This is a genomic window from Haloferula chungangensis, assembly GCF_042664875.1.
Taxonomy (GTDB): Bacteria; Verrucomicrobiota; Verrucomicrobiia; order Verrucomicrobiales; family Akkermansiaceae; genus Haloferula; species Haloferula chungangensis.
On record NZ_JBHTBS010000004.1, the window covers coordinates 62,712 to 85,535 of the forward strand.

Annotated in this window: 19 protein-coding genes and 1 other RNA gene; 11 read left to right on the forward strand and 9 right to left on the reverse strand. The window is 59.4% G+C overall.

The features are described 5' to 3' along the window. The first annotated feature begins 20 nt into the window (after positions 1 to 20). Positions 21 to 1,205: an ATP-grasp domain-containing protein gene (locus tag ACFQY0_RS09375; protein WP_379711609.1), complete on the forward strand. Its 1,185-nt coding sequence runs from the start codon at positions 21 to 23 to the stop codon at positions 1,203 to 1,205. A gap of 331 nt (positions 1,206 to 1,536) precedes the next feature. Here the strand turns inward: ACFQY0_RS09375 and ACFQY0_RS09380 are convergent, their stop codons facing one another. The 5 genes from ACFQY0_RS09380 to ACFQY0_RS09400 form a co-directional block, all read right to left on the reverse strand. Continuing rightward, positions 1,537 to 2,865, reverse strand: coding sequence for a dihydrolipoamide acetyltransferase family protein (locus ACFQY0_RS09380; RefSeq protein WP_379711611.1), 1,329 nt, complete (start codon positions 2,863 to 2,865; stop codon positions 1,537 to 1,539). A 153-nt stretch (positions 2,866 to 3,018) separates the two neighbouring features. Then, complete coding sequence (locus tag ACFQY0_RS09385) at positions 3,019 to 3,405, reverse strand: hypothetical protein (protein WP_379711612.1); 387 nt, start codon at positions 3,403 to 3,405, stop codon at positions 3,019 to 3,021. Between the two features lie 361 nt (positions 3,406 to 3,766). After that, positions 3,767 to 4,753 (reverse strand): alpha-ketoacid dehydrogenase subunit beta, encoded by a 987-nt coding sequence (locus ACFQY0_RS09390; protein WP_379711614.1) that lies wholly within the window; start codon positions 4,751 to 4,753, stop codon positions 3,767 to 3,769. 48 nt (positions 4,754 to 4,801) lie between these two features. After that, positions 4,802 to 5,875, reverse strand: a complete 1,074-nt coding sequence (gene pdhA / locus ACFQY0_RS09395; protein WP_379711616.1) for a pyruvate dehydrogenase (acetyl-transferring) E1 component subunit alpha — start codon at positions 5,873 to 5,875, stop codon at positions 4,802 to 4,804. A gap of 44 nt (positions 5,876 to 5,919) precedes the next feature. Next, positions 5,920 to 6,507, reverse strand: a complete 588-nt coding sequence (locus ACFQY0_RS09400; RefSeq protein WP_379711618.1) for a DUF6580 family putative transport protein — start codon at positions 6,505 to 6,507, stop codon at positions 5,920 to 5,922. A gap of 87 nt (positions 6,508 to 6,594) precedes the next feature. Here ACFQY0_RS09400 and ACFQY0_RS09405 point away from each other — a divergent pair, with 87 nt between their 5' ends. The 4 genes from ACFQY0_RS09405 (at position 6,595) to ACFQY0_RS09420 (ending at position 10,964) form a co-directional block, all read left to right on the forward strand. After that, a complete protein-coding gene (locus tag ACFQY0_RS09405; RefSeq protein WP_379711619.1) occupies positions 6,595 to 6,996 on the forward strand; it encodes a cytidine deaminase in 402 nt (133 codons plus the stop codon). 290 nt (positions 6,997 to 7,286) lie between these two features. Beyond that, the gene (gene mnmG / locus ACFQY0_RS09410; protein ID WP_379711621.1) at positions 7,287 to 9,170 is read left to right on the forward strand and encodes a tRNA uridine-5-carboxymethylaminomethyl(34) synthesis enzyme MnmG; all 1,884 of its coding nucleotides are present in this window, start codon (positions 7,287 to 7,289) and stop codon (positions 9,168 to 9,170) included. 1,168 nt (positions 9,171 to 10,338) lie between these two features. Beyond that, positions 10,339 to 10,566, forward strand: coding sequence for an AbrB/MazE/SpoVT family DNA-binding domain-containing protein (locus ACFQY0_RS09415; protein WP_379711623.1), 228 nt, complete (start codon positions 10,339 to 10,341; stop codon positions 10,564 to 10,566). Next, positions 10,566 to 10,964, forward strand: coding sequence for a type II toxin-antitoxin system VapC family toxin (locus ACFQY0_RS09420; protein WP_379711624.1), 399 nt, complete (start codon positions 10,566 to 10,568; stop codon positions 10,962 to 10,964). Before ACFQY0_RS09415 ends, ACFQY0_RS09420 begins: the two co-directional genes overlap by 1 nt. A gap of 17 nt (positions 10,965 to 10,981) precedes the next feature. On the opposite strand, the gene ACFQY0_RS09425 is transcribed toward ACFQY0_RS09420, so the two are convergent. Then, on the reverse strand, positions 10,982 to 11,395 hold the full coding sequence (locus tag ACFQY0_RS09425) for an acyl-CoA thioesterase (RefSeq protein WP_379711626.1): 414 nt from the start codon (positions 11,393 to 11,395) through the stop codon (positions 10,982 to 10,984). A gap of 79 nt (positions 11,396 to 11,474) precedes the next feature. On the opposite strand from ACFQY0_RS09425, the gene ACFQY0_RS09430 reads away from it, so the two are divergent. From ACFQY0_RS09430 to ACFQY0_RS09445, 4 genes are all read left to right on the forward strand, one after another. Beyond that, entirely contained in the window at positions 11,475 to 13,223 is a 1,749-nt protein-coding gene (locus ACFQY0_RS09430) for a hypothetical protein (RefSeq protein WP_379711627.1), read from the forward strand. 114 nt (positions 13,224 to 13,337) lie between these two features. After that, positions 13,338 to 14,882: a trypsin-like peptidase domain-containing protein gene (locus ACFQY0_RS09435; protein WP_379711629.1), complete on the forward strand. Its 1,545-nt coding sequence runs from the start codon at positions 13,338 to 13,340 to the stop codon at positions 14,880 to 14,882. A gap of 78 nt (positions 14,883 to 14,960) precedes the next feature. Continuing rightward, positions 14,961 to 16,298: an OmpA family protein gene (locus ACFQY0_RS09440; protein WP_379711630.1), complete on the forward strand. Its 1,338-nt coding sequence runs from the start codon at positions 14,961 to 14,963 to the stop codon at positions 16,296 to 16,298. Positions 16,299 to 16,336: 38 nt separating this feature from the next. After that, the gene (locus ACFQY0_RS09445; RefSeq protein ID WP_379711632.1) at positions 16,337 to 17,143 is read left to right on the forward strand and encodes a M23 family metallopeptidase; all 807 of its coding nucleotides are present in this window, start codon (positions 16,337 to 16,339) and stop codon (positions 17,141 to 17,143) included. 5 nt (positions 17,144 to 17,148) lie between these two features. On the opposite strand, the gene ffs is transcribed toward ACFQY0_RS09445, so the two are convergent. The 3 genes from ffs to ACFQY0_RS09460 all read right to left on the reverse strand — a co-directional run bounded on the left by ffs (position 17,149) and on the right by ACFQY0_RS09460 (position 20,480). Next, an RNA gene (gene ffs / locus ACFQY0_RS09450) (signal recognition particle sRNA small type) lies at positions 17,149 to 17,243 on the reverse strand. A 71-nt stretch (positions 17,244 to 17,314) separates the two neighbouring features. Further along, positions 17,315 to 18,298, reverse strand: a complete 984-nt coding sequence (gene queA / locus ACFQY0_RS09455) for a tRNA preQ1(34) S-adenosylmethionine ribosyltransferase-isomerase QueA (RefSeq protein WP_379712274.1) — start codon at positions 18,296 to 18,298, stop codon at positions 17,315 to 17,317. A gap of 118 nt (positions 18,299 to 18,416) precedes the next feature. Next, positions 18,417 to 20,480 carry a glycosyltransferase gene (locus ACFQY0_RS09460; protein WP_379711634.1) on the reverse strand — a complete coding sequence of 688 codons (2,064 nt, stop codon included), beginning with the start codon at positions 20,478 to 20,480 and terminating at the stop codon, positions 18,417 to 18,419. Positions 20,481 to 20,562: 82 nt separating this feature from the next. Between ACFQY0_RS09460 and ACFQY0_RS09465 the strand changes: the two genes are divergently transcribed. Next, positions 20,563 to 21,825 (forward strand): Glu/Leu/Phe/Val family dehydrogenase, encoded by a 1,263-nt coding sequence (locus tag ACFQY0_RS09465; protein WP_379711635.1) that lies wholly within the window; start codon positions 20,563 to 20,565, stop codon positions 21,823 to 21,825. A 27-nt stretch (positions 21,826 to 21,852) separates the two neighbouring features. Next, the gene (locus ACFQY0_RS09470; protein ID WP_379711636.1) at positions 21,853 to 22,824 is read left to right on the forward strand and encodes an MDR family NADPH-dependent oxidoreductase; all 972 of its coding nucleotides are present in this window, start codon (positions 21,853 to 21,855) and stop codon (positions 22,822 to 22,824) included.

Here is a 22,824-nt window from a genome sequence, read left to right on the forward strand (position 1 = left end):
TCGATCCCATTGCATCCCGGATGAGCGAGTCAGAATCGAGTGAGGCGCCAGCCGCTGGAAAGGATCGAATCCTCCTCATAGGTCGTCGAAATGGTGCCATTGGTGCCGCTCGGCGCTGTGGCTGGAAACCGGTGGTCATCGATGTCCAACCGCGCCGCGAACAGGCACCGGGCGCGTTCGGCGGAACGCGCAAGTTGGCGGTGGAGGAAGCGATGGAGAGATTCTCGAAATGTCCGCCAATTGCGGTGGCGGCAGTGGCGACGGGCTCGGTGATGGCGGCGGCAGCCATCAGGAATCGCTTCGGTATTCCGGGTCTGGCGATCGAGACGGCGAAGCGTTGTCACGACAAGCTGGTGATGAAGAAGGCGATCGCGGCGGCGGGGATTTGCTGTGCTCCGTGGGTGGAAACAAACGAAACGACGACGGCTGAGGAGCTGATCGAAAAGCTCGGTCTGCCGGTGGTCATGAAGATGCCGATCAGCTCGGGTGGGCGCGGCGTATGGGTGTGTTCCACTGAAGCCGAGCTGCGCGAGCACCTGCGAGCTGGCTGGCTGGCCGAAGGCTTCGTGGAAGGGGTCGAGATGAGCGTCGAAACCTTTCGCGCCAATGGTTCCACGGTTTTCCGCAACCACACGCGTTACCTGAAGCCATGTTGGGCAAACGTGGTGCCCGCTGCGCTTCCAGACGAGGTTGCAGCAAAGGTCGATGAGCTTGCCGAACGCGTCCATGCCGCCCTTGAGATCGATACGGGGATCAGTCACATGGAAATTTTCCTCGGCAAAGATGGCCCCGTCTTCGGGGAAATCGCCGCACGCCCACCAGGGGGCTATCTGATGGAGCTGATGGCCAGGGCCTATGACTTCGACCCATGGGAAGCACTGCTCCGTCTGGCTGCCGGTGAGAGCTACTCGTTCCCTAACAGAGCCAAACGGTTCGCTGGATGCTGGATCATTCATCCGGGCACCGGGACCGTGCGCAAGATCGAAGGACTCGAGGAAGCACGCGCTCTAACAGGGGTGGCCGACATCACCTGCAAGCTCCAGCCGGGCGAGAAGATCAGCCATCGGGTTGGTAGTGGTCAGTCGAAGGGACGGATTGTGGTGGTCGCTGAGGACGGGGATGCTTGTGCTGAATTTCTGATGGACGCCTTGGGCACCATCCGCATCACGATGGACGACGGGAATGCGGAGCTTTGCCAGCCGTGAAAGTGTGTGAGTGCGATGGGAATAAGTCGGAAAAGTTCGTGGATAGTTGGATCGGTATCGGGCCTGTCCCGCTCTTACCCGGACTCATTCGGGACTTCTTCGCATGATGCTCATCCCGTGGAATCCTAGAGCCCGTAAGTGGAACAGCAATTTTTCCCACTTATCCACATGATTAAGAAGAAGACTCTATGGGGTTTCCAAATGAAATCCTCTTCTAGGATGTGCACAAGTAGGGGTTCGCATCTCATCGGGAAGAACCTGTTTCGGAAAAGAGAACGGCGCATGCCGGAGGAAATCCAACATGCGCCGCTGAGTGGAGAAGGGAAGGGGATCAGATAAGCATCAGGGCGGGCTGCTCGAGGAGCTTCTTCAGCTCGGCCAGGAACTGCGCTGCTACCGCTCCATCGACAACGCGGTGGTCGCAGCTGACGCCGACGTTCATGCGCAGGCCAGGGACGATCTCACCATTCTTGACGACGGGCTTTTCGGCCGCGGCACCGACGGAAATGATCAGTGACTGGGGTGGGTTGACGATCGCATCGAAGCTTTCGACACCCCAGGCTCCGAGGTTCGAGACGGTGATCGTGCCACCATCGAATTCATTCGGCTTGAGCTTCTTCTCACGGGCGCGGGCTGCCATGTCCTTGACCTCGCGTGAGATCTGCAGGAGCGACTTGGTTTCAGCTTCCTTGATGACCGGAGTGACGAGTCCGTCTTCCACCGAGATGGCCACGGACATGCCGACGTGCTCGAACTGGATGATCGAGTCGCCCTTGAAGGAGGCATTGACCGCAGGGACGGCCTGAGTGGCGTTGATGGCGGCTTTGAGAACGAAGTCGTTGACCGAGTACTTGTTGCCGTGGGTCTGTTCGGCCTGGGCGTTGATCTGTTTGCGGAGTTCAAGTAGCGGAGCGACGTCGACTTCCACGTGGAGGTAGAAGTGAGGGATCGTTTGCTTTGAAGTGAGCAGACGCTCGGCGATGATCTTGCGCATCGAACTGAGCGGGATGGTCTGGTCGCCTTCCTTGGCCGTGGCCTCGATCGCCTTGGCGGGGGCTGCTGGGGCGGCAGCAGGTGCTGCTGAAGCCGCTGGAGCTGTGGAGCCACCGGTGCGTGCCTTGATGGCAGCGACGAGTCCGGCAGCAGCATTGGCGGCCTGCGACGGCTGGGATGATCCAGAGCCTGCGGCGGCATCGACGTCGGCACGGATGATTCGACCGCCGGGACCGGAGCCGGTGAGGGTAGAGATATCGACGCCCGTTTCGCTGGCGACCTTGCGGGCCAGGGGTGAGGACTTGATACGTGAGCCATCAGAGCTGGTAGACGCTGCGGGTGCCGGAGAGGAGGATGCTGGGGCGTCATCAGCGGCGGGAGCCTCTTCGCTGGCGGCAGCGGGTTCGGAGGCAGGAGCGCTGTCGGCACCATCGCCATCGAGCACGGCTAGGACACCACCGATGGGAGCCTTTTCGCCTTCCTGGATGAGGATGGAAGTGATGGTGCCTTCGTCGAAGGCTTCGACCTCCATGTTGGCTTTATCGGTTTCGACTTCAGCGATGATGTCGCCAATTTCGACAGAGTCGCCGACTTTTTTGTGCCAGGTGAGCAGGGTGCCCTCGGTCATGGTGTCCGAGAGTTTCGGCATTTCGATGTTTGTAGCCATGTGAGTTAGGAAAGTGTTGAGTGGGAGCTTGGTGGATGTGGTGAGCTTTTCCAGTGTTTTTACCGCGTGAGCGGAGCTTGGCGGGATTTTGAGACAAAAAAAGGCGGAGTCCCCGGTTTTGGGAACTCCGCCTGGTTTAAATTGGTGAGTGGATCAAGGGGCGATCTCTTTCATCGTCGGGATCAGCCCGATGAAGGGACTGCCGGATGATGGCTGAGCAGTCGCCATTTTGCGTGCCTGTTCGGTGCTCGATCCGCAGCAGCCTTCGCTGAGCCAGTAGTAGCGGGTGCACTTCGGGCAAGGGACGCGCTCCTTCTTGGTGACGGTCTTATAGCGTGGGACCTTGGTTTCACGGACTTCGGTCAGACCGCTTTTGGCATCGACGAGGATTTCCTCGCGGACGACGTCATAACCACAGAGTTTGCGTTGTGAAGTGGTCTCGTTGTATCCCGCGAATCCACCCGGACGGGGGAACATTTTGCAGGATGACAGTCCGACGGAAACAACGGCAAGCGACAGAAGAACAAGCAGGTTTTTCATGGGATGGATCAGTTAGAATAGGCAGCAGCAGGAGCTAACCGCCAGACAGAAGGCGAACAGAGAAATAATTCTGACGACGTTCATTGTGGGCAAGATGTTAAGGAGAGCACTCCAAGTGGCAACGAAAAAGGCTGTCAGGCAGGGAAAGCTGTCACGATTCGAAAATTAGGGCGGTGCCGATTGACGAACCGGCTGCATCGATCAAGCAGTTTCCGAACCCATTGGACCGGGATTGACCGGATTTCTCTCGTTTCGGATGCCGCAAAACAACGCTGAGCAGCGGCAAAATTATGGCCGCAGGGAGATCTTGTTAGATTGCCCTTCTTTCGCCCCGGTCAGGGTGCGGCCAAGGTTCTTGCCATCAGGCGATCGTCAACACCTGATCGACGATCCGCTTGGGATTCGGGAGCTGGTCGTTCTCGACAAACTTCGAGTAGATCGCCGGAGCGTCGAGGGTGGTGACGCGTTTGATCGGCGCATCGAGGTAGTCGAAGGCGTGCTCTTGAATGAGGTGCGACACCATTGCGGAAACTCCGCCAAAGCCTTTCGACTCATCGACGAGGACCACGCGGTTGGTCTTGCGGACGGTTTCGAGAATGGCGTCCTGGTCGAGCGGGCGGATCGAGCGGAGGTCGAGGACCTCGGCGGAAATGTTGTGCTCGCTCTGCAGGGTCTCGGCAGCTTCGAGGGCGTGGAGCACCGAGCGACCGTGGGCGATCAGCGAGATGTCGGAGCCTTCGCGCTTGATGTCGGCCTTGCCGAGGGGGATCACGAAATCACCGTCGGCGGGATCCGGCACGGGGCCGACGTTCCCGTAGAGCAGGGTGTTCTCCATGACGTAGACCGGGTCGTTGTCACGGATGGCAGCTTTCATCAGGCCTTTGGCGTCGGCCGGTGTGGCAGGCGCGCAGACTTTCAGACCGGGGAAGGCGGCGAAGAGGCCTTCGGGAATGTGCGAGTGGGTGGCGCCGACGTTGGTGCCGCCGTTGGCCGGGCCGCGCATGACGATTGGCACGTTGATCAGACCGCCGGACATGTAGCGCACGCAGGCGGCATTGTTGACGAGCTGGTCGAAGGCAACCGAGTGGAAGGACCAGAACATCAGCTCCATGACCGGGCGAACGCCGAGCATCGAGGCGCCGATGCCCATGCCGATGAAGCCGGCCTCGGAAATCGGGGTGTCGACGATTCGCTTGTCACCCCATTTTTGCCAGAGGCCTTCGGTGACTTTGTAAGCGCCGTTGTACTGGGCGACCTCCTCACCCATGATGACGACGTTCTCGTCGCGGGCAAGTTCCTCGTCGAGGGCTTCGCGGATGGCGTGGCGGTATTGAAGTTCGCGTGACATGGAAAATGTGGAGCGGGGAAAGGTTGAACTACTACGTTTGCCGTAGAATCAGTCGTTGAAGAAGTGGCGGCCGATCTTGGATGCCTCGGTGTTGTTGTCGGATTCCCAGTAGACGTCATCCATGATGGACTCGATCGTTGGAGCTGGCGATTCCTCGGCGAATTTCACGGAAGCAGCGGCTTCCTCCTTGGCGGCGTCATCGATCTCCTTGGCGGAATCTTCTGTCAGAACGCCTTCGGCGATCAGCTTCTGACGCCAGAGGTTGATGGGATCGTGGTTGTCCTTGTAGCTCTGGATTTCCTCAGGGGTCCGGTATTTCTTGGCATTGGCATCGGCGACGCTGTGTCCGTAGTAGCGGTAGGTGGTGATTTCCAGGATGCTTGGCTTGTGCTGCTTGCGGGCACGTTCCATGGCGATGTGTGCCTTGGCGCGGACCTGATAGATGTCGGAGCCGTCGACGACGTCCCAATCCATGTCGTAGCCTTCGGCGCGTTGTGCGAGGCAACCGCGGTAGGAGGAGGAACGCTTCTGGGAAGTGCCCATCGAGTAGCCGTTGTTTTCAATGATGAAGACGACGGGGATTTCGAAGAGGGCGGCGATGTTGAGCGATTCGTGGAAGGCGCCTTGGTTGACGGCGCCTTCACCCATGTAGGAAAGCGCGCAGCCTTCGAGGCCCTTGTATTTCAAACCGTATCCGAGGCCGAGGCCGAGGGGGGTCTGACCGGCGACGATGCCGTGGCCGCCCCAGTAGTTTTTGTCCGGAGCGAAGAAGTGCATCGAGCCGCCCTTGCCCTTCGAGCAGCCGGTGGCTTTGCCGTAAAGTTCGGCCATGCACTCGTTCATGTTCATGCCGGAAGCAAGGGCATGAGCGTGGCAGCGGTAGGCGGTGATGTTGTGGTCGTTGTCGCCGCAGAGGGAGAGCGTGCCGACGGCGACGGATTCCTGGCCGATGTAAAGGTGGAGGAAGCCACCCATCTTGCCCGCGTTGTAGTACTTCAGCGCCGCCTGCTCGAAGCGACGGATGCGGACCATGGTGCGGAAGAGGTCGATCTTGTCATCAGGGCTGAGGCTCTGATTGATCGGAGATCCGGAGAAGTCGAGTTTGTGAGTGTCGGCGGACATGGACGCAGCGGAGATAGGGGCGATTGCGGATTGGGGGCAAGAACTTATCGGGTCGAAGCGACCGGAGCGGAATCAGTCGAAGGCGCTGGAAGCCAGGCGTGGCGAGCAGCAAGGAACAGGCCAGTGAAGAGAAGGTTTGCGGCAGCAAGGTTTCTGAGGAACGCCCAGGAAGGGATTTCGGCACCAGTCGGGCCTGTCCAGAGAGATTGGAAAAGACCTGTAAGTGTCTTAGCATAAGCAGGATACGCAATCCAGGCAGCGACTCCGGTGACGAGATGGAAGAGCAGCGCAGCGACGAGGCCGGCGCCGAGAAGCATTGGAGCGCTGCTATGTTTGCGCAGCGGCAGCGCCATCAATCCGAGCGCGAGCAGTGTGAGAAATGCGGTCAGCACCGGGGCCCATTGTTCGATCGGATTGTAGCCTTGGAGCATGGTGGCGATCGGATTGCTCAGAAGCCAGGCCGCGAGAGGTAGGAGCCAGGCTTGCTTTCCGCGGAAGAAAACGATGCTACAGAGGAAGAAGGCGGGCAGCGGTGAGAAGCTTGGAAGCTGGGTCGAGTAGGCTGCGCTGAGACAGCGGAAAGCGACGAGCAAAACAAGGAGGACGAGGGCTGTGATCCAAGAGGAGCGCATGCCCTTCAGTGCCTCAAAGTGGGCCTTGGAGCGAGTCGAAAATTCGCGGGCTTGCCAAGTGATGCATCGACTCGCTTAGTTCTCCGAATGGATTGGGAAACATGGATTCCGCAGGCATGGGACGCCCGCAAAAAGGCCTACGCGCCGTACTCGAATTTTCAGGTCGGCGCGATGCTGGTGGCGCGTGATGGACGGATCTTCACCGGCTGCAACGTGGAGAATATTTCCTATGGACTGACCATGTGTGCCGAACGGGTGGCAATCGGTGCGGCGGTGGCGGCCGGGGCGACGGAGATCATCGCAGCGGTGGTGGTGGCAGACACCAGTGAGCCGATCTCGCCGTGCGGGGCGTGTCGGCAGGTGCTGGCGGAATTTGGCAATCCGAGAATTCTGCTGGTGGGGAAGCATGGACGGGCGGAGTTTCAGTTGTCGGAGCTGCTCCCAAGGGCGAGCACCGGGATTTTGGACCGGCCGGGGGAGGGAGGGTGAAAGGGATGCCTTAGGGGCGGTTAGGTGCTTCGGGCTTTGGGGTCCAGGGGCCAGGATTCAGGGGTTAGAAAGGCAATAGACGCTGTCGCGATCCCTTGCCTTTTTGTCTTTCTAGCCCCTGGCCCCTGAATCCTGATCCCCAAGGCCCGAATCGGCATCCCGCGTTCAAAGCAACCAGCCAAGCCTCGAAGCACCATTCCACGCCCGATGACCTGTTCCACGTGGAACTTCTACCTGCGTAGCAAGTCTTGTCTAAGTGCCGGGGCCTGCTAGTTTCCTCGTCCTTTATCATGTTTCGCTACCCTAAGCGCTACGACGTGCTCGTCATTGGTGCCGGCCATGCCGGTGTGGAAGCTGCTCTCGCTGCGGCCCGGCTCGGCTGTGAGGTCGCGGTCCTGACTCAGAACCTCGATACCATCGGCCAAATGTCCTGCAACCCGGCGATTGGGGGGCTGGCGAAAGGTCACATGGTCCGCGAAATCGACGCGCTCGGTGGCATGATGGGTCTCAACACCGACGCCACCGGGATCCAGTTCCGGATGCTCAACGCCTCGAAAGGCCCCTCGGTCCGTGCCCCACGCACCCAGTGCGATAAGAAGGCCTACCAGTTCCGGATGAAGTGGGTGCTGGAATCCACCCCGGGCGTGGAGCTCCACCAGGGGAACGTCGCCGAGCTGATGGTCGAGAACGACCGCATCACCGGCATCCGCACCTCGCTCGGCATGGAGATCGAGGCCTCCTCCGTGATCCTTTCCGCAGGCACCTTCATGCGCGGGCTGATGCACGTCGGACTGAAGAACGAGAAGGGTGGCCGGATGGGCGATGCGATCTCCACGGTGTCAGATTCCTTGAAAACACTAGGGTTCCACGTGGAACGTTTCAAAACAGGGACTCCCTGCCGACTCCACGGACGCTCGCTGGATTTCTCGAAGTGCGAGCGTCAGGACGGCGATACCCCGGCCCCGATGTTCTCCTACATGGCCGACAGCTTGAAATCCGAGAAGGGCGAGGTGCACACCCTCAACCCCTGGGGTGATTCCGGGTTCCACGTGGAACAATCGCCTTGCTGGATCAGCTACACTTCCCACGCCACCCACGACATCATCCGCGACAACCTCGACCAATCGCCGATGTATTGCGGGGTGATCGAGGGCGTCGGACCGCGCTACTGTCCCTCGATCGAGGACAAGGTGGTCCGTTTCGCAGAAAAGGAGCGCCACCAGATCTTTCTCGAGCCGGAGGGTCGACAGACCCACGAGTATTACGTTAACGGCGTCTCGACCTCGCTTCCCTACGAGGTGCAGCTCAATTTCCTCCGCACCATCCCCGGACTGGAGAAGTGCGAGATCCTGCGGCCGGGCTACGCGGTGGAGTATGACTACTGCCCGCCGACCCAGCTTCACCCGACTCTGGAAACCAAGTTGGTCGAGGGCCTCTACTTCGCCGGTCAGATCAATGGCACCTCCGGCTACGAAGAAGCGGCAGGGCAGGGGCTGATTGCCGGAGCGAACGCGGCGCTCAAGGTGCTCGGCAAGGCGCCTTTCATCCTGCGTCGCGACCAGGCCTACCTCGGGGTGATGGTCGACGACCTCGTCACCAAGGGCTGCACCGAGCCCTACCGGATGTTCACCAGCCGCGCGGAATACCGACTTCTGCTCCGTCAGGACAATTGCGACCTGCGTCTCACCCCACTCGCCGCCGAGATTGGTCTGGCCTCTGGCGAGCGGGTCGAGCGGGTCCAGCACAAGCAGTCCGAGCTCGACCGCGCCAAGGCCTGGAGCCGCAAGATCTACATCGACGGCGTCAAGCTCGACCGCTGGTTCCGCCGCGTCGAAAATACCGCCAAATCGCTCCCAGCCTCCATTCTATCGGAGTTCCATGTGGAACTTTGGCCGCTGATCGAGACGGAATTGAAGTTTGAGGGCCACCTGGAGCGGCAGTTGATGCAGGTGGAGAAGATGTCGCGTCAGGAGGGGAAGCGGATTCCCAAGGGACTCGACTACTCGGCGATCGGGGGTCTGAAGGCGGAGGCGAAGCAGCGCTTTTCCGAGCTGCAGCCGGCGACCTTGGGTCAGGCGGGACGGATCCCCGGGATCACCCCGGCGGATGTCGCGGTGCTGGCGGTGTGGATGGAGAAAGGCGCGCGTGCTGCGCAAGTGAGCAGTGAGCAGTGAGCAGTGGAAGACGGGAATGAACCACGGGCCACACGGAATACACGAAAGGAAGAAGTTCTGGCGTTCGCGGCTGTTCTGGTTGGGAGTGCCGGGCTTGGTGTTTTTGGTTTGGCTTTGGATTGCCCAGCTCGAACGTTACCAGTGTATCGACCTCGCGGTGGCCAATAGACCGCTATCAATTTCTATCGGAGGAGGGAGTATCAATTGGTATCAGGATCAGTTCAATTCGGGAGGAACGTGGGTCCAGTTCTGGAGCCATCCGAGTCTTGATGATTCTGCGGCGAAACTGTTCCCCACAGCATTCCAGCGAGAAGATCGGATTCCCCATATACCAGAGCTTTCGGTGGTACCTGAGACTCATGGTTCCTACCAATTGGCGATATGGCTTGTGCTGCTTGCTTACCTTGGTTTGTGGCTTTGTGTCGCCAACTGGTGGAATCGCTGGAAACGGAGGAAACACAAGGAGGTGGAGCCATGATGCGGCCTTGGTATCGTTCACGGTTGTTCTGGTTGGGGGTGCCGGGGTTTGTGTTTTTGTTGTGGGCTTGGGCCTCGAGTTTCACTTCACTCTATTCGGCGGAATGGACGAGAGACCTCCACAGAGTCTACAGCGGGGGAATTGGAAGAGGCAATTTGGTGGCTTACGGTTGGAGCACGAGCTTTACGGCAGCCCCAGGATTTGAGCTTGAGAGACATGAATCTAATATGTTGTGGCCCAAGGCCCCGTTTCCAGAAGCTTGGCGGGTATCGAAGGGAGATGGCTCATCTTTGAAGGAATGGCAATTTGAGATCGGCCTATGGTTTCTTGTCCTCGGGTATCTCACCATTTGGTTTGGGCTGACGGCCTTATGGCAGCGCCGTAAGCGACGAATCTCCTCGAATCAGCTCCCAGCCGCGTAGCGGCTTTTGATGATAGCCGTGGGTTTCAACCCACGGATGCCGGGGTGGAAAATGACCGGCGTCACGTCAGTGACGCTTCAACTGGGTGGAGGAGCGAACCGGGTTTGAAGTGTCACTGACGTGACACGAGTACCAACAATCCGCGTTCCCGTGGGTTGAAACCCACGGCTATCATGGATCGTCCCGATGGGACGGGAAAGAGGAGGCGGGAGGACACTGGCGTCGGCCGGCTCCTTGACAGATTGGTAATACCGCTCATGGTAATACCATGAAAGTCACCACGAAAGGCCAAGTGACGATTCCGCAGCATATCCGGCGCTACCTCGGGGTTTCGGCGCATTCGGAGGTGGATTTCCTCATCCGGGGACGGGAGGTCGTGATTGTGAGTCGCGGGAAGGACGAAGAGACGACGGCGAGTCGTTTTGAGGCCATGCGGGGGAGTCGGAACGAAGGGCTTTCGACGGATGAATGGATGCGGGCGACCCGCGAGGACTAATGGCCATCCTCGTCGATACGAACGTGATCCTGGATGTGGTGACGAACGATCCAAAATGGGCGGATTGGGCGATCAAGAGTTTGGAAGCCCATGAGGATCTTGAGCTGACCATCAACCCCGCGATCTACGCAGAGCTGTGTTTTGGCTACCAGTCAGCCGAGCAGGTGGACGATCTGATCAAGCGATTCGGTTTTCGCTACGAAGAAATTCCGCGTGAGGGTCTTCACCGAGCGGCTCACGCGTTCCGGAAATACAAGCAGCGCGGCGGCACGAAAACCTTTGTGCTCCCCGACTTTTTTATCGGGGGCCATGCCGAGGCGGCGAAGCATCGCCTGATCACAAGGGATGTGACGCGCTATGAAAGCTACTTTCCAAAGCTGAGCCTCATCAGCCCCTGACAGGCGGTGTCCCACCTTTACCAATCCCACTCCTTAGGAAGCCTAACTGGTTTACCCTCAGGCATTTGCACGAGGGACAGGGATTGCCTGGAGGTGACTAACAGCTCGCCATCGCTCTCCCGTTTCATCTCGAACTCACACCAGAACCTCGCCCGCTGGACCTCCGCGAGCTTGCCGTGGATGACGAGGGTATCGCCGAGTTTGGCGGGGCGGCGGTAGTTGATCTCGGTGCGGGTGACGACGGGAAACAGCTTCGTTTCGGCCATCGTTTTCAAGTCCATGCCCATCGAGGCGGCGAGCTTGGTGCGGCAGGTTTCGATCATCCGCAGGTAGGCGATGTTGTGCACCACGCCACCGCAGTCGGTGTCGAAGAACATGACTTCCTCGCGGGTGGTGAAAGTAGGGCGGGGGGCTTGATCGGCGTCCGGCATGGCGGGAGCTTGAACGATGGGGGAGATGCGATGCAATGACGGCTTGCGACGAACCGTATCTGAGAACAACATGTCGTTGATGAAAATCTTCCTGATCCTCGTCTTCGCGATGAGCTCGCTGGCGCACGCCACCTTCGTCCCGCCGGCGGACGGCCCCGTGCCATTTCGTCGCGACAAGCTGCCCGTGGATACGGATACGATGGAGTCGTTGTCCAAGCAGCTGGTCGTCCTGGCGGGTGCCAGCGATTTGGCCGATCCCACCCAGGCGCGCCGGGCCGCCCAGATTCTAGGGCTCGCTCTCGCGCTGAATCCGACGAGCCAAGCTGGACTTCATTTGGCGGAGCGCCTGAAGCAGGGACAGCCAGCCGATGCCGTCGGATCCGATGAGATGAATCAGGCAACGAGCCGTGCCTGGCATCTGATGGGTTGGCTGGAGCAGCCTGAGGCTGGAAGCGACGGAAACGCTCTGGCAGCGTGTCTGGCTGACATTCTAACAAAAGTTGATCCGCAGCATCCGCGGGCGCTTGAGCTGGCGGGGAAGGGTGAACAGGGAAAGTGGCAGGGCTGGATTGCAGCGGTCGATGCCTTTAAGAACGAAGCTCCGCCGGTCGCCTCGACCAATGAAACGCCTGAGCCGCCCTCTAACAACGACCCGGCGGTCCCTCTGAAGCTTCCCTCCGCCACCGTGCAGATCCCGCTTTGGTATACCGACAAGACGAGCAGCAAGCTCATGCTTCGACCTGTCGCGGTGCAGATGTCGGCGCGAATCGAAGGGGCGGACAGCAACGTGAAGGTGAAGCTCGAAGGACTACCGCCGGGCGAGCTCGAGACAAAAGTGAGCGCCAAGCTGAAGGAGTTTCTCACGACGCGCTATGGAACTCTGCCAAAGGGACTGATGTATCATTTCAAGATGGCCGAAGCGATTCCTTATGGCGTCGCTCGTAATGGGAATGCGATTCTTGGAGCGGTGCTCGTGCTGGCGGATGCATCGCTGAGTGGCAAGGCGCCGACGGGGATGGTTCTTGCCGAACCTGACAGTGATGGAAAGCTGAAGCTTCCGGCGAAATTCTGGCAGACCATCCGCGTGCTGGCCGACTATGAACCGGGCACTCGACTGGTCGTTCCCGCGGCTGCGAAGGACTTCATGTCGCCACTGATCACGCTCGATAAATCGAGCTTCTTCATCAACTTCGAAGTGCTGATGGCGGATGACGCTGCGAGCCTTTGCGATTTCGCATCGTCCGATCCGCCAAAGGACGTTCAGGAATCGCATGATGATTTTGAAACCATTCGTCAGGCTCGCGGGACACGCTCGCTGGGAAGCTTCCTCAGTCACGATTCAACCCAGCAGCGACTCAAGCAGGTGATCAGCATTTTCCCCAATCATGTCTCGGCGCGGATGCTGGCCCTGCGTGGCACTTCCCAGTGGCCGAAGCGTTTGCCGCGGGAGATTTTTGCGCGAGAAATCCGAGCTTCGATCGAGCCGCTTCGTGCGGAGCTCCAGGTCAACAACTGGGCTGAAATCAAAACAGAGTCTCTTCAAAACAAGGTGGATGCCTGTCGCGAGGAATTGGCGACGGTTGAAAAGCTCTTCGGATCGGTGGGTGATCGTCAGGAACTCCACGCCCCGGCAATGAACGTGACCAAGCTCATCAGCAGCGCCGCAAGCGATGCGAAACGGAGCACTGATGATTACACCCAGCGTCTCAAGGTGGAAGCCGGCTTCAAGGCGGCATGGGCGGAGTATGTCAGCGTCCTTCAACTGCTGACTTTCGCTGCCGGTGACTCGGAGGAGTATCCGCTTCCGGTGATAAAGGCAGCTCAATAAGCGGGCAGCCCGGAGGCATGAGACCAAAGATGTCTGAGGCCTGGAGGGAGAGGAATTGCTTGCAAAATCCGACTTCGAGGTTCCCTGTTGACTCGCTTCACCCGCGCCCATTCCATGACTGAAGGCATTCGCCGACTTTTGACATTGGTCACCGTTTTTCTGGTGATGTTTCTCGCCGTGTTCTTCATCCGCAACGGCCCGGAGGGATTTCGGCGATGGTTCACCGACAACGACGAGAGACAGACCTATCGCCCGGAACAGTTCACCTTGAGCGACGAGGCTGCGCTTGAAGTCGAGGATGTGGAGCTTCTGACGCGCCTCAACAACGAGTATGCCAGGCTGACCGATGCGGTGGTCCCCTCCGTTGTCAGCATTGACACGAGGGGCATTCAGGCCCGGCGGCGCATTGATAACTACGGCCGGCAGCTATATCGCACGGTGCCGACTCAGGGTCAGGGGTCAGGGGTGATCGTGAGTCGTGAGGGGCATGTCGTGACGAACTATCACGTGGTGAAAGATCAGCAGGAGATCGAGATCACCTTGTACGATGGCAGGGTCATCTCAGCGGCCATGATCGGTGAGGATCCGATTCTCGATATCGCCGTTTTGAAGATCGAAGATGAGGGTCCCTTCCAGCCTCTCAAGTTCGGCGATTCCGATGAGGTGCGCCGCGGCCAGATCACCTTCGCTTTCGGAAACCCGTTCGGCCTCGGTGAAACCGTGACGCAGGGAATCATTTCAGCCGTGGAACGTTCATTGTCCGATACCCAGCGGGATCTCATCCAGACGGATGCGGCGATCAATCCGGGAAACTCCGGAGGCCCACTCGTCAATCTCCAGGGGGAAATCATCGGAATCAACTCGTCGATTTATCGGCCGGACGAGCGGGTGAACTCGGGCTTTCAGGGAGTGGGTTTCTCGATTCCATCCAATGACGTGAAACAAGCGCTCCTCGCCATTCTGGATCGGGGACGTCCGATTCACGGATTCCTCGGTGTGCAGATGTATCCAAGCCCGCTTGCCAAGGCGGCTGTGGGCTACCAGGGACCAGGTGCTTTGGTGGGTGCAGTGCTCGCGGAATCTCCCGCAGAGCTCGCCGGAATCCAGGCCAACGATGTGATTGTTCGTTTCAATGGAAAGCCAATCGAGGACCGGGCGGACCTTTTCACCCTCGTCCAGCGCAGCCGCGTCGGCCAAGAGGTGCCGGTGGAAATCTGGCGTGCAGGGGAGAACCAATCGCTCAAAGTGAAGATCGCTGAGCGGGAATTCGTGGCGCGTCCCGGATCCGGGGCCCTCACGACAGAGCAGGAAAAGGTGCTTGGAGCGGTCGGTGTCGCCGTCCGTGATCTCAGCCAGGAGGAAGTGATGGCAGGCTATCAGGGGGTGGTCGTCACCGAAATCTCGCCAGGGGGGCTTGCGGCAGGAGTGCTTCTGGTCGGTGACCTGATCGAACTGGTGAACCAGAGCAATTTCAGAGACAGCAGCGATTTTTACAGAAATCTCGCAAATTCCGTGGCGACCCAGGCGACCTCTCTCCAGTTGATCCGCAAAGGACAGCGCGGTCGTTTGACCCTACCTCCCTTGCCGCAACAGCCGAAGGAAGATAAAATCCCTGAAAACATGGCGGAGCCTGATCCCGAAGCGGGGCCTGAGCGATAAATCGAAGCCATTTCGCTCGCTTCTCACCAGGTGAGCAGGGTTGCTGCTCCCCGGATTCTTTTGCTACCTTCAGCGCACATGAATCGCTCGCAATGGCCCACGCTTCTTATCGCCCTGATTTTCGGTGGTGCCGTGACGCTCTTTTTTCTCATGCGCAGTGCGCGTAAGGAGAAGGCAGCGGACCCTCCCGTGCCGGTGGTCATCGATCGAGAGATCGAAGAAGAGCCGGCTGAGGTCCCCGATCCCATCCCGGCCCTCGCAGCGGACCCTGCAGACCTTCCTCACGACCCAGCCAGCATTCTCGAGCAAGCCGGTGTGGGAATGCGAAGCAGCAGCCAGAGCGATCTCGTCGAAAAAATCAGCAGAGCCCTCGACGAGGGCGATCTTGCGGAATTCAGCCAGCTGATCGGCTCACAGGCACTGACTCCCGAAGCAAAGAGGCGCCTTGCCGAACTGGCGGGGAGCGGGAAGCTCAAGTTGCGCAAGCCCAAGTCAGCGGGTGAAGTCGGGGAACTCCAACTCAATGAACTCACCCGCTGGGCGCTCTATCTCGACAAAGCCGAGCCCGGGCGCGATCGCATCTTCCTCGATCTCAAACTTGAGGAGGGGCGTTGGGGCGTGACACAGCTTGTCCTACCCCCAGCCGAAGGCGAGACGGTCCCCCAGGCCCAGCTCGTCGATTCCCTTGGAATCGTCGATGCCTTTCTCCAAGCGGCGCTTCGACAGGAGTTCGAGCTGGCCAAGGAGTTCGTGGATTCCAGTGAAGTTTCCGATGCCAAGATTGCGGGTCTGTGCATCCTCTTCGAAGAAGGCGAATACCATTTGCGCCGTGAGAAACCGTTGAGAGCCATGTTTCAACGCGATGATACGGCGGGCTTCCTTGCTCATGTCGTGACCATCGATGGCGATGAGGCTGCGCAATTTTCCGTCACCGTCCGTCAATCAGAGGAGACGAAGAACTGGCGGCTCATTGAGATCAATCTTGACCAATTGCTCGCCGACTACGCTCGCCGAGTGGCCGGTGGGGATGTCTATTACACGCCGCTGGTGAAGAACCCGAAAGGCGGCGATACCCTTGTTCTCTACTTTGATTTCGATGAAGGCGGCCTGACCAGACGCACCGAGCGGCAACTCCAGATCGTCGCGGATATTCTTCAGACCGATCCTAACAAGAAGCTGACGATCTCCGGTCACACCGACGCCCTCGGCACAGAGCACTACAATGATGAGCTTTCTTCAAAGCGCGCCAAGAGCGTGCGCGAAACCCTCGTTCGGCTCGGTGTGAAGGAAAGCCAGATCGTTACCGTAGCCAAAGGCCAGAGCCAGCCTCGCCGCCCGAACTTCACCAAAACGGGAGAAGACAACCCCGAAGGCCGACGTGCCAACCGCCGGACCGAGATCTATCTCGATTTCTGAAGCTCCGCCAACACTCTCTAACAATCTCTTCCAGTTCCTTGAAAATCTTCAGTGCCACCACCTTCATCCTGATTCTGATTGGTGCCCTCATGCTCGCCGGGGTGTTGTGGCGTGAGTCCGCGCATAAGCTTGGTCCAATCGAGAACCTCAACAGCATGCAGGGTGCCGACGCCCCCCTCTTTCTCCCTAAGGATGGCGAACCACGTCACCGCCTGCACCAGTTCAACGCCTGGCAGCTCGCTACCATTCCCCACGCCCACCGCTTCGACGCTCCAATGGGAACGGAGAACGGCGGACTAACCTTCAACGCCCAGAAGTTCTGGAAAATGAACGACGAACAGGGTGGTCACCACACCGGCGATGACCTGGATGGTCTCGGCGGGATGGATTCGGACCTGGGCGATCCGGTTTTTGCCGCCGCCGATGGTCTCGTCGTCTATTCGGGCGAACCCTCTCCCGGCTGGGGAAAGGTCCTCATTCTCGCCCATCGCAGCGCTGATCGCAGATGGCTCCAGAGCATGTATGCCGGGCTGCTGCGCATCGACGTTCCAATGGGGAAGTTGGTGGGCCGTGGTCAGAGAATCGGCCTTGTCGGCACTGCCAATGGCGATGATCCGGCGCACCTCCACTTCGAACTCCGTGAGAGCAGGGGGGTCGAGATTGGAAGTGCCTACAGCATGTTCGCGATGAATCGCCTCGATCCGGAGGAGACGCTTGCAGAACTTCGAGGGGCTCCGGCGGATCGCCTATCGTCCTCCCTGTTACCGATCGCACTGGATAAGAAAGGGATGTGGAACACCCTTGAGATCGAAGGTGCCGAGAAGCTAGGAGAGCTTCAGGAGTAAAAAAGTGCTGCCAGGGAACCGCGGCAAATCCGGACAAGCTACCGTTGCTCCTGTTAAGGCCTGGCGGGGTTCACCTGCCGAAGCTCCACAGCCCCTGACAGCGCCGGAAGTCAACACGCGTCCTCACTCCTGCGCAATGGTTTTTCTGAAGAGGATGCGATGTCAGCCCATTCAGACCACCAACATGCAGTCGCCATAGCTGTAAAAGCGGTACTTTTCCCTCACCGCCTCATGGTAGGCCTTCAGCACCAGCTCACGCCCCGCCATCGCGCTAACCAGCATGATCAGCGTGCTTTCCGGAAGGTGGAAATTGGTGAGGAGCACGTCGACCGCCCGAAATTGATACGGTGGGTAGATGAAAATGTTGGTTTCGCCCTGATGATCCGTCACCTCGAGCTTGGCCGGTCCTTCTTTGGCAAGCGATTCCAGCACACGTGTGACCGTCGTGCCCACGGCCACCACACGGCCCGCTTCGTTCACCTGGCGGGCGGTTTCGCTTGAGACGAAGTAGCGCTCGGAATGCATGTCATGTTCCTCCGGGCGCTCCACGCTCACCGGGCGGAACGTTCCGACGCCGACGTGTAAGGTGAGAAAGCGGTGAGGAATCCGGGCGAGGATCTCCGGTGTGAAGTGAAGGCCGGCGGTCGGCGCGGCGATGGCTCCTTCTTCTTTCGAAAAGACAGTCTGGTAGCGCTCGCGATCCTCAAGTTCGTCGTCGCGACCCATGTAGTGGGGCAGGGCCAGATGGCCGACTTCATTCAGATCCGGCTCCTTGTCCCATTCGATGAGACGATCACCATTCCCGAAAATATCTACTACAAGTCCCGTACTTCCTCCCACCTGGACCGTTCTCCCTTCGCGCATCTTCTTTCCCGGCCTGACCAGGCTACGCCATTGATTGGCACCGAGCCGATCGAGACAAAGCAGTTCGATTTTCCCATCGTCCGAAAACACCCGCGCCGGAATGACCCGCGTGTCATTGAGTACCAGAAGATCATCGGGCCGCAGGTACTCCTGGATGTCGCGGAACATCCGGTGCTCGATTCTCCCGCTGTCCCGGTGGATCACCATCATCCTCGACGCCGAGCGTTCCTCCAGCGGACGGGATGCAATCAACTCCTCGGGGAGATCGTAGTGGAAATCACGGGTGGTCAAGCTCACGGCCGCAGCTTATCGCCCGTGGAGCGGTGAGGATCAACTTTCGATTGGCGGGGGAATCTGAAGTGCGGCCCTCAAGAGGTGTCGCCGTTTCACTTTTCCACCCCGCCCGGATTCAGGAAAGCACCTCCGCGCTTTCTAAGACCTCAAGTTTCGAAGCATCCCCCCAGACGCGGAAAAGCGTGCATTTCTCGATGCCTTCGCCCCTTTCCGTGGCGACGAGAACCCGGGTGCCCTCCTTTTCGATGTCCCAATCGTCGGTCGCTCCTCCGATCTTCCAGCCGTCATCAAGCAGCCGTCGAAGGATGACTTCCCGTTCTTCTCCGGTCCAAAGTGCGAACTCGAGAAACGGGGGGGAGGCTGCAGGGAGGTCGGGAGGAACAGGCCCGCGAAAGCGGCGAATCCTTTCCCAAGCCCGGATTCGCGGCGCGAGCCAGGAGATGCCGGCCAGCACCAGGCGGGAAACCGGCGTGTTGAAACGATCATCGAGGTCCCGGAGTGGCTGGACGCGCGCGATCACGCCTTGATAGCCCGCCATGCCCATGGGGCCATGGTAAATCACGGCTTCGTTCAGAGCTCTCACTGGCCCACCGGTATAGATCGTGCCGTGCCAGCGGGCATCGCCGGACGGCGAGAAACGCTGCGGGTGCTTGCGCATCAACATCGCTTCGGCGCGACCATAACCCCTCTGCTGACGTAGGTATCCGGGAAGCGTCGGCCGTCGATGATGCCAGACGAATGCAGTCGGCGAGAAACCAATCCGGAACCCGGCATCGCGAAGCCGCCAGCAAAAATCAACGTCATCGCCCGCCGTCCGGTAAGCCGGATCGAATCCACCAATGGCGAAGTACGTCGAACGTCGTACTACCAGATTGCAGCCCGGAACGTGCTCGGCCTCGACGTCATCAAGCATCACATGGCTGGCTGCGCCCGGGGCTCCGGCGACGACCGCCTCAATTCCGTTAGATGGAGGTGGCGGCAGGTTCGGCCCGCCCGCCGCGTCCCAGCCATCCGTGAAACACTTCGCGATCTCGGACAACCATTGCGGGTCCGGTTCACAATCGTCATCGGTAAAGGCGAGGATCTCACGACTGGCAGCTTCGGCTCCGGCATTGCGCGCCGCGCTGAGTCCGCTCTGCTCGATCTGAATCAGGCGGACCTCCGGAAACTCCCTCGCCACCAACTCGGAAGTCCCGTCGTTCGAGCCGTCGTCAACCACGACCACCTCAAAATCAACACCTTGCAAGGCAAGGGTGGCGCGGAGGCAGGAGCGGATGCGGTCGTGCCCATTGAAGGTGCAGATGATGACCGAGAACTCCGGAATCGCAGTCTCCGATCCCTCGAGGCCGGCTTGCGTGTCTCTAACAGCAGCAAGTGCCGCCTTGTCACGACCATCGCGATCGATCAAGCCGAAGTCCCAATCGAGCACTTCACTGCCCGCATTGAACCATCGGTCACTCCAGGCGTAGATCGCCATGCCAGCGGTGCCGGCTTCCATCGCGGCGCGCAGAGCCCAGCTCAATGTCGCTGCCTGGGCCTCCTGTCCATTGCGCCTGGAATCGAGACCGAACTCGGAAATCAGCACCGGCCGATCGCCTGCGATATGATGGAGCCGTTTCAGGTAGGCGCGGAAGTCATCCTCGTTCTCGAGGTAGACGTTCATGGCTGTTAGATCGGCGTTTCCGGGTTCGAGGTATTCGGTGCCGGGGTAGTTCCCGTAGCACCAGATCAGCTTCGGGCAGGATGCCTTGCCGAGCGCAATCAGACTTTCCAAAGTCCGCCGGACCTTCGCCGGTCCCATCCAGCGAGCGAGATCGGCGGGCACCTCATTTGCCACGAATACTCCGGCGAGCGCAGGATGATCCCCCGTCGTCGCGAGACCCGAAGTGAGTGCCGCTTCGGCTTTCGGAAGCTCCTCACGGCGGAAGAAGTCGCAGGAGTAGGCCCATTTCAATCCCGCAAAGACCTGAAGATCGGCCGCTTCCGCAGCATCCAGTAGTCGGGAATCCGGCCACTCGTAGAGCCTCAGGGCGCTGAAACCCGCCGCTTTGATTCTCTGGAAATCCTCCGCAAAATCCGCCGGCCATCCTCCGGGAAAGGGACCATAGGTCACCATCCGCAGAAATACCCGCCGGTCACCGACCCGCAGGAATTTTCCGTCAATGTCCAAGCGCTCCATTGCCCCGCGAGCCTAGTCAGTGAAAGGCCGCACCGCGAGCTTAAGCTCGCCGCGCTCGGGCGCATCTGTTTAGGAATGGATCATGCGCACTGAGTTGCTACAAAATCCGGTTTTCGCCATGGCGGCGGCCCAATTCGATCAAGTTGCGGACTTTCTCGACCTCAACGACGAACTTCGCGAGCGTTGCAAGTGGCCGAAACGGCTGATCACCGTCACAGTTCCTGTTAGACACGACGATGGCACGACCAGGGTCTACTTCGGTCACCGTGTGCAGCACCACCTGACGCGCGGCCCGGTAAAGGGCGGATTGCGCTACCATCCGAAAGTCGAGCTCGGTGAGGTGGCAGCGCTGGCGATGTGGATGAACTGGAAGTGCGCCCTGATGGAACTTCCCTTTGGCGGCGGAAAAGGTGGAATCAACTGTGATCCGCGAAACCTCAGCCAAACCGAACTCGAGAAGATCACTCGTCGCTTCACCATGGAAATGGCACCGTTCATCGGCGAGGACATCGATGTGATGGCACCCGACATGGGTACCAACGAGCAGACAATGGCCTGGATGGTCGACACCTATTCCACCAGTGCCGGGAGACTTGTTCCGGGGATCGTGACGGGCAAACCGCTGAATCTGCAAGGCTCCGCCGGTCGCAGCCGTGCCACGGGTCACGGTGTCGCTTTCCTCGCATCACGCGCGCTCAACAAACTCGGCGTCAAGATTGAAGGAGCCTCCGCGATTGTTCAGGGCTTCGGCAACGTCGGCTCATTCGCGGCTCTAACACTTGCTTCCTATGGAGTGAAGGTCATCGGCATCTCTGATGTCACGGGCGCGGTGTGGAACGCCGACGGACTCGATGTGGACAAGCTGAAAGCTCACGTTTCCGCTAAAGGCAGCGTCAGTGGATTCGTCGGAGCCGAGGCCATCGATCCCGGCGAAATGCTGGTTCAAGAGTGCGACGTGCTGGTTCCTGCGGCCACCGACATGGCGATCACCCGTGAGAACGCTGCGAAGCTGAAGTGCAAGGTGCTCGCCGAAGGAGCGAACGGACCGACAACCCCCGAAGCAGATCTGATCATCTCCGAACGTGGTGATATTTTTCTGATCCCGGACATCCTCTGCAACGCGGGCGGCGTGACCGTCTCCTACTTCGAGTGGGTGCAGAATCTGCAGCGCTACCAGTGGACCGAACGTGAAGTGCTGACCCGGCTGGAAACGATGCTCGAGGGCACATTTGCCCGGGTGCTGAACTTTGCGAAACAGAACAATCTTCCCCAAAGAACTGCCGCTCAGGCGCTTGCAATCAAAACGGTGGCCGATGTCAAAAGTTCGCGTGGCTTGTTTCCCTGAGCATCCGGGTGCAAAGTATCGCTCGACATGCAATCCCTCCAATTCAGTGAACCCGGCAAGCCGGGGGAAGTTCTACAAGTCCATGACTTGCGGCTTCCCGATCTGTCGGATGACCAGGTCCGCTTGAAGATTCTTGCCAGTCCGATCAATCCTGCCGACCTCAATTTCATTGAGGGCAGCTATGGGGTAAACCCGGTGCTGCCAGCAGTCCCGGGCATTGAGGCTTGCGGTGAAGTCGTCGAAAGCCGATCTCCGGACTTCAAGCCCGGCGAGCGTTGTATCTTTCTCCGCCGTGCCGGATTGTGGGCCAGTCATGCGCAGGTTCCGGCATCCTACCTCTTCAAGCTTCCGGCCGCGATCGACCCGCTCCAGGCCGCGATGCTCAAGGTCAACCCTGCAACAGCCTGGCGACTGCTGACCGCTTTCGCCGATCTTCCCCGGGGATCATGGATTATTCAGAACGCCGCCAATTCCGGTGTCGGCCGCTGCGTCATCCCCCTCGCCAAGTCGCTCGGCGTTCGTACGATCAATCTAGTACGTCGAGCGGAGCTGATTCCGCAACTGATTGTCGCGGGAGCTGATCAGGTACTCATCGACGATGCGGAAGTCCCAGGTTCCGTACGGGATATCTGTGGCAATGTTCCTCCTCTGCTGGCTTTCAACTGTGTCGGCGGCGAAAGCGCCCTCCGGCAGCTCAAGTGTCTGGCTGGCGGAGGCACCCAGATCACCTTTGGGGCAATGGCCCTCAGGCCGCTGTCGATTCCCAACGGACTACTGATTTTCAAGGACCTTCGGATTCGTGGGCTCTGGATCACCCGCTGGATTGAATCCGCACCCCGCAAGGAAATCGAAGAGGTGTATGGCCGTCTCGCTGGCGAAATGATCTCGGGAAATCTCCATATCCCCATCGACTCCACCTATCAGCTCGGCGACTTCAGATCGGCTCTCCACCGACTCTCCGATCCTGACCGGTCGGGGAAGGTCCTCTTTGTTCCGTAG

What these genes read in the sequence shown, in the direction of transcription:
- ACFQY0_RS09460 (WP_379711634.1), bottom strand. Translation starts at nt 20,480, where the DNA reads ATGGAGCGCTTGGACATTGACGGAAAATTCCTGCGGGTCGGTGACCGG.
- ACFQY0_RS09405 (WP_379711619.1), top strand. Translation starts at nt 6,595, where the DNA reads ATGGATTGGGAAACATGGATTCCGCAGGCATGGGACGCCCGCAAAAAG.
- mnmG (WP_379711621.1), top strand. Translation starts at nt 7,287, where the DNA reads ATGTTTCGCTACCCTAAGCGCTACGACGTGCTCGTCATTGGTGCCGGC.
- ACFQY0_RS09470 (WP_379711636.1), top strand. Translation starts at nt 21,853, where the DNA reads ATGCAATCCCTCCAATTCAGTGAACCCGGCAAGCCGGGGGAAGTTCTA.
- ACFQY0_RS09425 (WP_379711626.1), bottom strand. Translation starts at nt 11,395, where the DNA reads ATGCCGGACGCCGATCAAGCCCCCCGCCCTACTTTCACCACCCGCGAG.
- ACFQY0_RS09385 (WP_379711612.1), bottom strand. Translation starts at nt 3,405, where the DNA reads ATGAAAAACCTGCTTGTTCTTCTGTCGCTTGCCGTTGTTTCCGTCGGA.
- ACFQY0_RS09440 (WP_379711630.1), top strand. Translation starts at nt 14,961, where the DNA reads ATGAATCGCTCGCAATGGCCCACGCTTCTTATCGCCCTGATTTTCGGT.
- ACFQY0_RS09435 (WP_379711629.1), top strand. Translation starts at nt 13,338, where the DNA reads ATGACTGAAGGCATTCGCCGACTTTTGACATTGGTCACCGTTTTTCTG.
- pdhA (WP_379711616.1), bottom strand. Translation starts at nt 5,875, where the DNA reads ATGTCCGCCGACACTCACAAACTCGACTTCTCCGGATCTCCGATCAAT.
- ACFQY0_RS09420 (WP_379711624.1), top strand. Translation starts at nt 10,566, where the DNA reads ATGGCCATCCTCGTCGATACGAACGTGATCCTGGATGTGGTGACGAAC.
- ACFQY0_RS09400 (WP_379711618.1), bottom strand. Translation starts at nt 6,507, where the DNA reads ATGCGCTCCTCTTGGATCACAGCCCTCGTCCTCCTTGTTTTGCTCGTC.
- ACFQY0_RS09375 (WP_379711609.1), top strand. Translation starts at nt 21, where the DNA reads ATGAGCGAGTCAGAATCGAGTGAGGCGCCAGCCGCTGGAAAGGATCGA.
- ACFQY0_RS09380 (WP_379711611.1), bottom strand. Translation starts at nt 2,865, where the DNA reads ATGGCTACAAACATCGAAATGCCGAAACTCTCGGACACCATGACCGAG.
- ACFQY0_RS09390 (WP_379711614.1), bottom strand. Translation starts at nt 4,753, where the DNA reads ATGTCACGCGAACTTCAATACCGCCACGCCATCCGCGAAGCCCTCGAC.
- ACFQY0_RS09465 (WP_379711635.1), top strand. Translation starts at nt 20,563, where the DNA reads ATGCGCACTGAGTTGCTACAAAATCCGGTTTTCGCCATGGCGGCGGCC.
- ACFQY0_RS09430 (WP_379711627.1), top strand. Translation starts at nt 11,475, where the DNA reads ATGAAAATCTTCCTGATCCTCGTCTTCGCGATGAGCTCGCTGGCGCAC.
- ACFQY0_RS09415 (WP_379711623.1), top strand. Translation starts at nt 10,339, where the DNA reads ATGAAAGTCACCACGAAAGGCCAAGTGACGATTCCGCAGCATATCCGG.